A 13,355-nucleotide genomic window follows, 5' to 3' on the forward strand; every position below is an offset into this window, starting at 1 on the left:
AAGCTATTTGGGCTATCCCAAATAGGAATTTTGAAGATTGGTATTGAAGAAGTCGTCTCGGGCGCTCATTGTGGCTGTGATATAGTCAAGTGCAACAAGTTGATTGATAACTAGAGATCCAGAGGTTAAGCTATTTGGGCTATCCCAAATAGGAATTTTGAAGATTGGTATTGAAGAAGTCGTCTCGGGCGCTCATTGATGGCTGTGATATAGTTGTCAAGTTCTTCAGAGGTTAGTGAATTAAAAGAGTTTCCTTTAGGGATATATTCTCTGAGGAGACCATTGAAGTTCTCATTTGTACCTCTCTCATGTGAAGAATATGGATGTGCAAAGTAAACATCAACAGCTTCCAAGTCTGAGAGTAAACTAAATTCAGAACCATTATCAGCTGTAATGGATGCAATAGGATACTGACTTGTAAGTTGTTTGACAGCACAATTAATGGTATGGGACTGTTTGTCTTCTAGCTTAACTCCTAGTGCATAGCGTGTCTGGCGCTCTACCAAAGTCAAAACAACAGCTTCACCTTTGGTTTTCTTTCCAAGAACCAAGTCAATCTCCCAATGACCAAATTCAGAACGGTCATTGATACACTCAGGACGTTCTTCGATAGACTGACCTAAAGTTTTCTTATTCGTCTTAATGACTGGCTTAGAACGTTTCCTGATACTGACCATCTTAGGTAAATCGATTGGTTTTATAACTAACAGCCCCTCTTTGATATAGCGATAAATGGTTTTGGTAGAGGGAACAACCTCCTCAGGATGATTTGCTTTATAAGTCTGAACGAAACTATCTACGCTATGAAGACGAATTTTAGCTTTCAAGGCATATCCTAATTGCTCAATGAATTTAGCGGAGCAGTCATTCAACTTGAGATAAGAGCACTTTTGACGATTGGATTCATAGACACGCTGTCCGCTATCAGCGAAATAGGCACTGAAATAGGTACGTTTCCCATTCTTATCCTGTACCTGATCCACCGAACCACGTTTGATTTCTCGACTGATTGTCGACCGGTGACGACCTAGAAGACGAGCGATTTCAGCCGGTTTCTTTCCCATTTTAAGATAAGCAGCCATTTCGCCACGTTCCGAGGCTGAGAGATGAGAATAGGTTGATTTTTTGGTAGAATGAGTGTTGGACATGTTCATCTGCTTTCTATACTGAGTTGGGGAATTCTAGTATATCAGACGAACATGTCTTTTTTGCTTTGTCAATCACTTTCTATCATTTTCTTTCAAAAAAAATCACGTCGCATGTTGTCAAGTCAAGTGCAACAAGTTGATTGATAACTAGAGATCCAGAGGTTAAGCTATTTGGGCTATCCCAAATAGGAATTTTGAAGATTGGTATTGAAGAAGTCGTCTCGGGCGCTCATTGATGGCTGTGATATAGTTGTCAAGTTCTTCAGAGGTTAGTGAATTAAAAGAGTTTCCTTTAGGGATATATTCTCTGAGGAGACCATTGAAGTTCTCATTTGTACCTCTCTCATGTGAAGAATATGGATGTGCAAAGTAAACATCAACAGCTTCCAAGTCTGAGAGTAAACTAAATTCAGAACCATTATCAGCTGTAATGGATGCAATAGGATACTGACTTGTAAGTTGTTTGACAGCACAATTAATGGTATGGGACTGTTTGTCTTCTAGCTTAACTCCTAGTGCATAGCGTGTCTGGCGCTCTACCAAAGTCAAAACAACAGCTTCACCTTTGGTTTTCTTTCCAAGAACCAAGTCAATCTCCCAATGACCAAATTCAGAACGGTCATTGATACACTCAGGACGTTCTTCGATAGACTGACCTAAAGTTTTCTTATTCGTCTTAATGACTGGCTTAGAACGTTTCCTGATACTGACCATCTTAGGTAAATCGATTGGTTTTATAACTAACAGCCCCTCTTTGATATAGCGATAAATGGTTTTGGTAGAGGGAACAACCTCCTCAGGATGATTTGCTTTATAAGTCTGAACGAAACTATCTACGCTATGAAGACGAATTTTAGCTTTCAAGGCATATCCTAATTGCTCAATGAATTTAGCGGAGCAGTCATTCAACTTGAGATAAGAGCACTTTTGACGATTGGATTCATAGACACGCTGTCCGCTATCAGCGAAATAGGCACTGAAATAGGTACGTTTCCCATTCTTATCCTGTACCTGATCCACCGAACCACGTTTGATTTCTCGACTGATTGTCGACCGGTGACGACCTAGAAGACGAGCGATTTCAGCCGGTTTCTTTCCCATTTTAAGATAAGCAGCCATTTCGCCACGTTCCGAGGCTGAGAGATGAGAATAGGTTGATTTTTTGGTAGAATGAGTGTTGGACATGTTCATCTGCTTTCTATACTGAGTTGGGGAATTCTAGTATATCAGACGAACATGTCTTTTTTGTTGCACTTCATTTTACAACGCGGGAAAAAAATCACGTTTCAGCATTCTGTATCAGCTATTTATGAAAGATATTGAAAATACCATCATTTTCTTTCATAAATAAAAAGGAGAAGCTTTTCTCCCTTTCTTTTCTATAACTTGTTTTTTACTACTTTTCTAATGATTTCTTTCATAAGATTCATTTCATCTGAGTGACCGATTCCCATGCGAATGTAACCTTTCATAGGACCATCAGCATAGTATTTGAAATTAAAATCCTGTGTCAAGCCGACTTCTAGTATTTTCTCAGCATAAGGGGCTGTAAAAGTAATGAAATTAGCTTGACTTGGCAGGAGATGAAGGTTGGGTTGCTGCTCAAGAAAAGCCATAAAGTCTTGACGAATCTCTTTTATACGAGCTACTGATTCTTTCACTTTATCGCTGTGTTTCAAAGCCTGAACACCAATTTTCCCAACAATATTGGGCATGCTGTAAGGAGCTAAAACTTTATCCAACTCGTAAGCTAAACGCTGACAAGAAAGAGCAAATCCCAATCGAAGACCAGCCAAACCAAAGGCTTTAGACATAGTCCGTAGGACAATGAGATTATCATAAGAATTGATTTTATCCAGCATGGACTTAACCTGAGCAAAGTCAATGTATGCTTCATCAATCACAACGATGCCATTAAAGTTTGCTACTATTTTTTCTAATTCTCCACTTTCAAAAGCAATTGAGGCTGGATTATTGGGGTTAGAGAGAATGATGAGCTTGGCTCCCACTTTTTCTGCATGTTCCATCAGTTTCTCTGCTGATAAAGTGGGCACTCCGTCAATCCATTCAAGTTGGTAGGTTTCCAACTTTGTGCCATGTACCTGAGAAAAAACACTGTACATAAAAAAATCAGGTTCTACAGTTAGAAGTACTTCACCAGCTTGTAAAAATGTGGTGATAATCGTATGAATCATCTGATCAGAACCCACTCCTTGTACGATTTGATTTGGCTGAAGACCAACATATTCTGCATAGGCTTGAATAATTTGACTATACTTGTTATCTCCATAATATTGAAGATCTGAGAGAGGGATTTCTTTAGCTATCTCTTCCAAAAGGCCAGACCAATCAATGAGACGATTTTCATTGTCACCCAAATTATGCTTAGCTGTTTTCTCGATTTTATAAGAACCAAAACTTTCCAAATCATTTCTAAATGTAACCATAAGATGCACTTTCTAAATAAATTCTCAATTTATATAAAGGGAGAAGATTAGCAAGCTAAACTTCTCCAATTTCTTTCTTAATCTCTTCCATAATCTTCAGCTCTTCAGCTGTAAATGGATAGTTGTCCAGCAAATCTGGTCTGCGTAAGTAAGTTTTTTTCAAACTCTCATAGATGCGCCAGAGACGGATTTTTTCATGGTGCCCGCTCATGAGAACCTCCGGTACTTTCATACCACGGTATTCATAGGGACGAGTGTACTGAGGAAATTCCAATAGACCGGATGAAAAACTATCATCCGCATGACTAGCTTCCTTGCCGAGGACATCTGGAATCAAACGGACAGTGGCATCAATCAGGGTCATGGCAGCTAATTCACCACCTGTTAAGACAAAGTCCCCCAAAGAAATCTCATCTGTGACAAGGGTCTTGATCCGCTCGTCATAGCCCTCATAATGTCCACAGATAAAAATCAACTCTTTTTCCTGTGCCAATTCTTCTGCATAGGCTTGGTCAAATCGTCGACCCGCTGGGTCTAGCAAGATAACACGAGGATTTTTAGCTTCAATCTTTTCAATCGCATCAAAAATTGGCTGAGCACGAAGCAACATCCCTTGCCCACCACCATAAGGTTCATCATCGACGTGGCGCGCTTTTTCCGCATGTTCACGGAAATTATGATAGTTGATATCCAACAAACCTTTATCACGCGCCTTACCGACAATAGAATGCTCTAGCGGTGCAAACATATCTGGAAAAAGGGTCAGGATATCAATTTTCATCATCCAATCCTTCCATGATTTCTACATCTACGCGATTATTAGCAATATCCACATTGAGGATAACAGGCGGAATGTAGGGGAGAAGTAAATCACGCTTGCCTTTACGTGCAACGACCCAAACATCATTGGCCCCAGGTTGCAATATTTCCTTGATTGTTCCAATCAAAACATCCTTTTCATAGACATCCAAACCAATGATTTCATGATAGTAAAACTCATCATCTTCCAAATCAGTTAGATTTTCTTCAGCAACTTTGAGGGTGAAACCCTTGTATTTTTCTACATCATTGATATGGTAGAGCCCCTTGAACTTGATGATATCAAAGTTCTTTTGTTTCCGGTGATTGGCAACTTCCACTTCCATGACAAATTGATTTTTTTCATTAAAAAGCGACAAAATAGCACCCTTTTTAAAGCGTTCATCCGCAAAATCTGTTACACTCATCACCCGCAGTTCCCCTTGTAAACCTTGGGTATTGACGATTTTTCCTACATTAAAATAATTCATGATTTCTCCAAAAACATATTTTCTCTATTCTAACAGAAAGAGTCTATTTTCTCAACTTGGGATGAATTTAAAAAGCAGCCCGTTTGGGACTGCTTCATTAAGCCAGTTTCTCGCATTAAGGAAAGTCCGTATCTTAGCCCTTTCAGAACTAATCTACTTTTCATCAATAACAAGACGAACTTTTTTATCACTTGTTGGAACAGAATAGACAATCGTTCTAATCGCAGAAATTGTACGACCTTTTCTTCCGATAACACGACCGATATCAGTCTGGTCCAGATCCAAATGGTATTCTAAAAACTCAGGTGTATCAACGATTTTAATCGTCAAGCTATCCGGTTGTGAAATCAAAGGTTTCACAATTGCAATAATAAGATTTTCAATCATGTCCATCAGTGTGCTCGCTTACTTCTTATTTTGAGAATTTTTGTTCGTGGAATTTAGCCATCACGCCAGCTTTTGAAAGGATGTTACGAACTGTATCTGAAGGTTGTGCACCTTTCGCCAACCAGTCAAGAACGCGGTCTTCTTTAACAGTGATTTGGTTTTCAGCAACCAATGGGTTGTAAGTACCAACTGTTTCGATGAAGCGGCCATCACGTGGTGCACGTGAATCAGCTACGTTAATACGGTAGAAAGGTTTCTTTTTAGAACCCATACGAGTCAAACGGATTTTTACTGCCATTTTGAGTATATCTCTTTTCTTATTAATTTTATGTTTGAGTCTCTCAACTCACTTTAACTATTATAACACAAAAAGATAGGGTGTCAAGAAAAAAACTTGACAGAGATAAAATTATTCATTTAGGATGATTTCGCCAAAATGAAATTTCTGATAGGGCCTGATCTTCCTAGTAAATCCAAAGTCTTCAAAGACTGTATCTCGGAAGTGTGCCTTGAGAATGATTTTTCGTCTGGCCACGCGTTTGCATTCTTTGAGAAATGCTTCTGTGAATTTTTCATAATTTGCCAGCGGTTTGAGACCTGATAGGTTTTCGGATTCAGTGATAACTTCTGAAAACATGGGATCACAATAAATGATATCAAAGGTATTGTCAACTTGCATTTTCAGATATTCCAGCGAATCAGTACAGACCGTTTTGATATTTCTCATCGCTTGGTTAATACCAGCATTTCCAGTATCAAAGTCTTGTAACCCACGCGCCACGATACAATGGAGGATAGGTTGGCTTTCTAAGGCTGTAACAGCATGGCCAGCATAAGAGAGCACAAGGGCGTCACTAGCCAGTCCCATGGTGGTATCAAGGACTGACAATTTTTCTGGTCCCACTAACTCAATCAAGGGATCGCGTGGTGCCTTGATCCGCAACATAGCTGTATCTGGATGAAAGGAAAGGGATTGACCATTCCTATATTGTAAGGTCAGACCTTCTTTAGTTACCAGAAGAACATGTCCATATAGTTCTTGCAACTTGGCCAGAGAACGCTTGTTTCGGACTATATATTCCATCCGCAACTCATGAGCCACTTTTTTTGCTTGATTTTCCAGATCTTCTGTCATTCTGGAACTCGTTGTAATGATCATAGGAGTATTATAGCATAGATTAACAAGTTCGTAGGTCGTTCATTCAACTAAACTTCCCCAAGCTCTTTAAAATCTACTTCACCTTTAGAACTTTTAATCGTTTAACCACATAGAAAAATAGCCCAGCTAATCAGGCTGAACTATTTAATTCCAATTAAGGTTGACTATACCATGCAATACCTTCATATTGCCACCCTCTTGTCTGAAGTATATTTTTTTCGTTTTCATCATGTGTGTAGAGGTGTTTTTTTATATTAGGATTATAAAGTCTATAAATGGCTATCTCACCGTAAGAACGATATGCCACGCCTTCTTGATTCCAACCACGTGTACCTAATATGTTATATTCATTGGCATCTCGAGTGTAGAGATGAACTTTTAAGCCTGGATTGTACATCCGATAAACAGGCTCTCCTTTATCCGTTTCAGTTGACCAAGCAATTCCCTCGCCATTCCAACCACGTCCTTGTAAGACGTTATATTCATTAGTATCCGTTGTGTAGAGATGAACCTGCAAGTCAGGATAATAAAGTCGGTAAACAAAGAGTCTACCCGTTGGAACGTAAGAGATATCAACCCATTGCATGTGAGTGTAATAACCTGCCGGCGGATCCTGATAGCGAACTTGAAGAGGAAGGTTTACATTCTCTCCACCAATCACAAATTGATCCTTATAGAAGGTTGCATTGTTATAGGTATACCCTTGAATGACTGGCGGATTTATCGTGTAAGACCCCGCATCCTTAGTCAAGACAATCTCCTGATTCTCCGCAATCACTCCAACTCCAGGACTCGAAAAAGTCACATAGAGAAGCGAGGTTTGAGCAGATTCTTCTCTGCCCCCTTCTCTTGCTAAAACCTTTTCAGCAAAGAAAGGAATTATTAATATGATAGTTAGTAAAGTAAGAATATATTTTTTCATTAACGCTCCTATTCCAATTCGTCATCGATTCGAAGACTGCTCACAAGTACTACAACAAGAAGAGTAGAATTTACAATTCAAGTTATCATAAAATATTATTTAGTTCATTATACCATAAAACGTTTTCATAAAATAGCCTTTTTAAAGAATATAGAAAAGCCAGATTATTCATCCATCTATATTCATATAGGATTCTATAGTCGAATGAATTAGCTTTAGGACTAGGAACTGAGGTGCAGGCAGTACTGGAGTACGGCAAGCCGATAGTGAAAACGTATTGAAGTTAATTCAAAAGACTATACATCATTAGGTACTCTTCGTATACTCTTGCTTGGCCAAGTCTGTATACTTGCGAATAAAGTCGCTTTTAGCATCTGTATAGGCATTCCGATTGTGTTGGAATTTTTCACCAAGGTTCAACTTAAGAGCTTCATAATCCTTAGCAATAGGTGGATGATGAATTAGATAGTCTCTAAAATAGACTTCATCCCTATCGCCAACTAACCGCACATGCAGGTGGAAGACTTTTTCAGCAAAACCTTCTTGCGTATATCCTTTGTTTAAACCGATACGGTCATGCTCTTTGTACATTGCAAACCAACCGTGTTGAAGCAAAATAGATTGACAATCGTCCAAATCTTCCCTGGTCTCAACCTCTAGCAAAATATCGACAATATTCTTAGCCCAAATAGCTGGAATAGCTGTGCTGCCAACATGGGAAATGTCCTTGCATCTCTTCTCTCCAAGTAGGCTGAGCAAGCTCGATCTTTCTTCTTGAAACCAAGTTGCCCATTCTGCCCTAGGAGCAACAAGAAAAATAGGAAAGAGCTGCCAGCGTTCTTCCAGTGTCATTTCCTCCAGTTTTTTTGTCATGCACTCACTTCCTCTTCTTAGGTGCTGGTAATTCATCATACATCCTATCAAACAAACCACATAGATAGTCTCGATTATCGACATCATCGACCAAAAGCATTTCTTTTGCACCCGGATAAGGCAATTCATAATCTGCATTTGGCATGTATTCAAGAGCTGATTTGACAGCTTTTACCAACAGTCTATCATCATAGACACCACCGACAACTTTTCCTTTGTAATAGAGGAGATACTCCCCCATCATAGACCGACAGTGGATGTCTTCCAATCCGGACAACTGTTCCAAAATAAAATCTATGTATTCCTTGCTTGATGCCATGATAAGGCCTCCTTAATTGAAATCCTTTTTCAACACCTTCTCATCGATTAACCTCTGGTCAACTTCCGAATCAGCTTTTCAATGAGTAGCAGTCTCATCATATTATAGCACTTTTCTTTTCCTTACTGAAAAAAGTCCGAGACAATCTCGAACTTGATTTACTGTTTCTAAAATTGTTCTATTCAATTAGACAAACTGGGATTTAATTTATTCGATACCAAACTCCTTAGCATATTTTAAAGTACCACAAAGAGGCGGAGTATTATCTTTTAATCTGTATGCCATAAAGTATTCCGTTGGAACATCAAATGGTGGTTTTATTCCAAACTCATTTGCAGATTTGTATCCTATTCTTGAATAATAAATATCACTTCCTAAAACAACCGAATAAGTATATCCTAATGTTCTAGCCAAATTATGCCCCTCCAAAATTAGAGCAGTACCAACTCCCTTATTTTGGAATTTTGGTGAAACAGATAATGGTGCTAGCACAATTAATGATTCTTCATTTACTTTTGCCTTTGTAAACATTATATGCCCAACGATTATTCCATCTATTTCTGCGATCAAAGATAATTCTGGGATGAACGCATCACCATTTCTCAAATCATTTACCAAATTATGCTCATTACCATCACTATGTTCAGCACTTTCGAAAGCGGATTTCACAATTGTATATACCATTTCATAGTCCGCTGGAACTTCTTTTCTTATTTGCATGCAACAAACACCTCAATCAAATTCTAATTTGTTTTACTCGATAGTTATGATATAATACCATATTTTTACTTAGTTTTACAACCCTACCTTTCATATGAACGATGGCCAACTCTTTCCTGTATATTATTTTCTTCCAAATATTTGTTTGTTAGAAAAGCTGTAAATATACTCAATAGCAAACTAATTAGAAAAAGGTTTATTATCCATCTCATTTATTTTTTACCATCCTAGGAAAAAGGCGTCAATATATAGCTAATTCAATAACTTTCTTATATCTCACGAAACCTCCTTTTCTCTTTTTTCTATAAATTTTAAAATATAGATATAGAGAAAATGGAAAAATAAATGGAAACTAGAAGCCTTGTCAGCCACCAGCTTATACTGGATGAATTTCAAAATCTGAATGTTTCTCTGTAGACAAGTTCAATCCGTAAAATATTTGAATGGCATTAACTAGCAACAAAGGACAGTCTAGAATATCAGATTTTGATTTTAAATGAGTATTAGCTGGTGGTTTTTTTCATTTCTCTCTAGGAGAAAAATGAAAAAAGTCCGAGACAATCTCGAACTTGAAGTTTGTTTAGATAGCCTGTGTTGTAAAACTACGGCTTTCTAGGACACGAAGCATGGCATCCGCTGTATCTAGGGCTGTAAAAAGAGGTACACCTTGTTCAGTCGCTGAGCTACGGATGGCTGTTCCAACCTTGTCATAGGTCCGCTTGGTACCCACAGTATTGATAATGGCTTGTACCTTCTTGGCACGAACCAAAGCAGGAATATTATTCTCTGGATCCAGACCAAGTTTGTCAACAAGAACCGGTGCCAAACCATTCTCAGCAAAATATTTGGCTGTTCCTTCTGTTGCAAGGATACCGTAACCAATAGTTGTGAAGCGTTTAGCCAGAGCCAGTGCCTCCTCCTTCGTATCATCTGCAATAGTGAAGACTACATTTCCAAATTCTGGTAGATGGAAGTAAGAAGCCTCAAAAGCCTTATAGAGTGCTTTTTCTAAGGTCAAATCAGACCCCATGACCTCACCGGTTGACTTCATTTCAGGCCCTAAAAGACTGTCTACTTTGGCTAGTTTTGTAAAGGAGAAGACCGGCGCTTTGACATGAACCTGTGGACTTTCAGGATAGAGGCCATCTGAATAGCCCAACTCCTCTAAACCTTGTCCCAAAATCAACTTGGTCGCCACTTGTGCCATTGGAATATCGGTTACTTTTGATAAAAATGGTACTGTCCGACTGGCGCGTGGATTGACCTCAATCACATAGACCGTCTCATCCTTAATAACAAATTGGATATTCATCATTCCGATACAGTTGAGACCAATTGCTAAGCGTTTGGTGTAGTCTGCAATGGTATCTTGAAGGTCTTTGGAGAGAGTCTGAGGCGGATAAACGGCCATAGAATCCCCTGAGTGGACCCCCGCCCGCTCGATATGTTCCATAATCCCTGGAATCAAGACAGATTTTCCATCTGAGATGGCATCCACTTCACATTCACGTCCGACAATGTAAGAGTCTACCAAGACAGGATGCTCTGGACTGGCCTTGACAGCTGTTCGCATATAGGAACGAAGGTCTTCTTCGTTTTCCACGATTTCCATGGCCCGACCACCCAGTACATAAGAGGGACGAACAAGGACTGGAAAGCCAATAGCACGAGCTGCATCAACTGCTTCTTCCTCATTGGTTGCCGTCTGACCAGGCGGTTGCGGTATACCCAAATCTTTGAGAGCTTTTTCAAAAAGATCGCGATCCTCAGCCCGATCCAAGTCAGCAACCTGTGTCCCAAGAATCCTTACACCTGCATTGAATAAACTTTCTGCCAAGTTGATAGCCGTCTGTCCACCAAACTGCACGACCACTCCTTTTGGCTGCTCCAAATTGATGACATTCATAACATCTTCAAAGGTCAATGGTTCAAAGTAAAGTTTATCCGATACAGAAAAGTCAGTGGATACTGTTTCCGGATTGGAGTTCATGATGATGGCTTCATAACCAGCAGTCTGAATGGCTTTGACCGAGTGAACAGTCGCATAGTCAAACTCCACACCTTGTCCGATACGAATTGGACCAGAACCTAGTACAATAACCGATTCTTTGTCTGTTTTAATAGACTCATTTTCCCACTCGTAGGTCGAATAGAAATAAGGGGTTGAAGACTCAAACTCCGCTGCACAGGTATCGACCATCTTATAAACTGGAATGATTTTATTTTCTGTACGGAGTTTTCTGATATCAGCGCTTGTCTGATTCCAGAGTTCGGCAATCTTACGATCCGCAAAACCATTTCGCTTGGCTTCTTTTAGAATAGCAAGATTTCCTGGGTTGACTTTCAGTTCTTCTTCGATTTCGAAAATATGAAGCAATTTGTCCAAGAAAAAGAGGTCAATTTTCGTTAAGTCCGCAATTTCTTCGATGGTAAAACCACGACGGATGGCTTCAGATACATAGAACAGTCGGTCATCTTGTGCCTTGACGATTTTCTCAATCAGTTGGTCATCCGTTTTTTCTGTGAGTTCAGTCATTTCATTGTGATAAACACCAATTTCTAGGGAACGACAAGCCTTGAGAAGAGACTCTTCAATGTTGCGACCGATAGCCATGACCTCCCCAGTTGCCTTCATCTGGGTACCGAGACGACGCTCCCCATGCTCAAATTTATCAAAGGGGAAGCGTGGAATCTTAGCCACCACATAGTCCAGAGCTGGTTCAAACATGGCATAGCTGGTGCCTGTTACTGGATTAATCATTTCATCCAAGGTCAAACCTACTGCGATTTTAGCAGCTAGTTTAGCAATTGGATAGCCAGTAGCTTTTGAAGCTAGGGCTGATGAACGAGAAACACGTGGGTTGACTTCAATGACATAGTATTTGAAACTATGCGGATCTAGAGCCAGCTGTACATTACAGCCCCCTTCGATTTTCAAAGCACGGATAATACTGAGACTGGCATCACGAAGCATCTGGTTTTCGATATCAGAAAGGGTCTGTGTCGGTGCAAAGACGATAGAATCTCCTGTATGAATCCCAACAGGATCAAAGTTTTCCATGTTACAGACAACCAAGGCATTGTCTGCTGCATCCCGCATGACTTCATATTCGATTTCCTTGAAACCAGCGATAGAGCGTTCAATCAAACATTGAGTAACAGGGGACAACTTGAGACCATTTTTGGCTATTTCACGTAATTCTTCTTCATTGGCACACATGCCACCACCTGTCCCACCAAGAGTAAAGGCTGGACGGACAATGAGTGGGTAGCCAATGGTATTGGCAAAAGCAACTGCTTGGTCAACCGTTGTCACAATTTCAGATTCTGGGATAGGTTGCTTCAAGTCCTCCATGAGCTTTTTAAAGAGATCGCGGTCTTCAGCCTGATCAATTGCAGACAGTTTCGTCCCAAGAAGTTCCACTCCAAGCTCTTCTAAAATACCAGTTTTAGATAATTCCATAGCCATATTAAGCCCCGTTTGTCCACCGAGAGTGGGTAAAAGCGCATCGGGACGTTCTTTACGTAAAATACGGCTGACAAATTCAATCGTAATCGGTTCGATATAAACCTTATCCGCAATTTCCTTATCTGTCATGATGGTGGCAGGATTTGAATTAACAAGGACAACACTGTATCCTTCTTCTTTTAAAGCCAGACAAGCCTGCGTCCCAGCATAATCAAACTCTGCAGCTTGACCAATAATAATGGGACCCGACCCAATCACCATGATTTTAGTAATATCTCTACGTTTAGGCATAATTTATGATACAAAGGGACATTTCGCTTGCGAAATTTTTTGTAAAAAATAGAAAAATCAAGGAAGGCATCTAGCGCCTAGGAAATTTTATCTTTTTTCTAGAAAATTAGTCCCGTGTTCAAATGAGCGAGTTAGCTCATTTGAATTCTGTATCCTCTCCTTTCTTTCATTTGCCGACTCTCAGGACGGCATTAAATAAGATTTCGACGTGAGAAAACGATTTCAATCACAAATCATTTTCGAGCTAGTGCGGGAAATAACTAGGGCACCATAGTGACTAGCGTAGTTCAAGAAGTGACTTCAATCATCCTTGAACTATTTTCAGCTAACC

Annotated in this window: 13 protein-coding genes; all 13 read right to left on the minus strand. The window is 39.7% G+C overall.

Annotation, left to right across the window (positions count from 1 at the left end; translation table 11 throughout):
* Window positions 1-125 precede the first annotated feature (125 nt).
* The 13 genes from BN1356_RS03930 to carB all read right to left on the minus strand — a co-directional run bounded on the left by BN1356_RS03930 (window position 126) and on the right by carB (window position 13,024).
* Window positions 126-1,148: an IS30 family transposase gene (locus tag BN1356_RS03930; RefSeq protein ID WP_141651815.1), complete on the minus strand. Its 1,023-nt coding sequence runs from the start codon at window positions 1,146-1,148 to the stop codon at window positions 126-128.
* A 162-nt stretch (window positions 1,149-1,310) separates the two neighbouring features.
* A complete protein-coding gene (locus tag BN1356_RS03935) occupies window positions 1,311-2,333 on the minus strand; it encodes an IS30 family transposase (RefSeq protein WP_141651815.1) in 1,023 nt (340 codons plus the stop codon).
* A gap of 194 nt (window positions 2,334-2,527) precedes the next feature.
* Complete coding sequence (locus BN1356_RS03940) at window positions 2,528-3,595, minus strand: aminotransferase class I/II-fold pyridoxal phosphate-dependent enzyme (RefSeq protein ID WP_093650119.1); 1,068 nt, start codon at window positions 3,593-3,595, stop codon at window positions 2,528-2,530.
* Between the two features lie 55 nt (window positions 3,596-3,650).
* Window positions 3,651-4,376, minus strand: a complete 726-nt coding sequence (gene trmD / locus BN1356_RS03945; protein ID WP_093650503.1) for a tRNA (guanosine(37)-N1)-methyltransferase TrmD — start codon at window positions 4,374-4,376, stop codon at window positions 3,651-3,653.
* Window positions 4,366-4,884, minus strand: coding sequence for a ribosome maturation factor RimM (gene rimM / locus BN1356_RS03950; protein ID WP_093650120.1), 519 nt, complete (start codon window positions 4,882-4,884; stop codon window positions 4,366-4,368). The genes trmD and rimM overlap by 11 nt, the downstream gene beginning before the upstream one ends.
* Window positions 4,885-5,037: 153 nt before the next feature.
* Window positions 5,038-5,277, minus strand: a complete 240-nt coding sequence (locus BN1356_RS03955) for a KH domain-containing protein (protein WP_093650121.1) — start codon at window positions 5,275-5,277, stop codon at window positions 5,038-5,040.
* Window positions 5,278-5,296: 19 nt separating this feature from the next.
* A complete protein-coding gene (gene rpsP, locus BN1356_RS03960; protein WP_093650122.1) occupies window positions 5,297-5,569 on the minus strand; it encodes a 30S ribosomal protein S16 in 273 nt (90 codons plus the stop codon).
* 111 nt (window positions 5,570-5,680) lie between these two features.
* Complete coding sequence (locus BN1356_RS03965) at window positions 5,681-6,430, minus strand: class I SAM-dependent methyltransferase (RefSeq protein WP_093650123.1); 750 nt, start codon at window positions 6,428-6,430, stop codon at window positions 5,681-5,683.
* A 154-nt stretch (window positions 6,431-6,584) separates the two neighbouring features.
* Window positions 6,585-7,352 (minus strand): hypothetical protein, encoded by a 768-nt coding sequence (locus BN1356_RS03970; RefSeq protein WP_093650124.1) that lies wholly within the window; start codon window positions 7,350-7,352, stop codon window positions 6,585-6,587.
* A gap of 306 nt (window positions 7,353-7,658) precedes the next feature.
* On the minus strand, window positions 7,659-8,225 hold the full coding sequence (locus BN1356_RS03975; RefSeq protein WP_093650125.1) for a GrpB family protein: 567 nt from the start codon (window positions 8,223-8,225) through the stop codon (window positions 7,659-7,661).
* 4 nt (window positions 8,226-8,229) lie between these two features.
* The gene (locus BN1356_RS03980) at window positions 8,230-8,544 is read right to left on the minus strand and encodes a TfoX/Sxy family protein (protein ID WP_093650126.1); all 315 of its coding nucleotides are present in this window, start codon (window positions 8,542-8,544) and stop codon (window positions 8,230-8,232) included.
* A gap of 207 nt (window positions 8,545-8,751) precedes the next feature.
* Window positions 8,752-9,264 carry a GNAT family N-acetyltransferase gene (locus BN1356_RS03985; RefSeq protein ID WP_093650127.1) on the minus strand — a complete coding sequence of 171 codons (513 nt, stop codon included), beginning with the start codon at window positions 9,262-9,264 and terminating at the stop codon, window positions 8,752-8,754.
* Between the two features lie 580 nt (window positions 9,265-9,844).
* Window positions 9,845-13,024 (minus strand): carbamoyl-phosphate synthase large subunit, encoded by a 3,180-nt coding sequence (gene carB, locus BN1356_RS03990; RefSeq protein WP_093650128.1) that lies wholly within the window; start codon window positions 13,022-13,024, stop codon window positions 9,845-9,847.
* Window positions 13,025-13,355 lie beyond the last annotated feature (331 nt).

It is taken from the genome of Streptococcus varani, assembly GCF_001375655.1.
GTDB classification, from domain to species: Bacteria; Bacillota; Bacilli; order Lactobacillales; family Streptococcaceae; genus Streptococcus; species Streptococcus varani.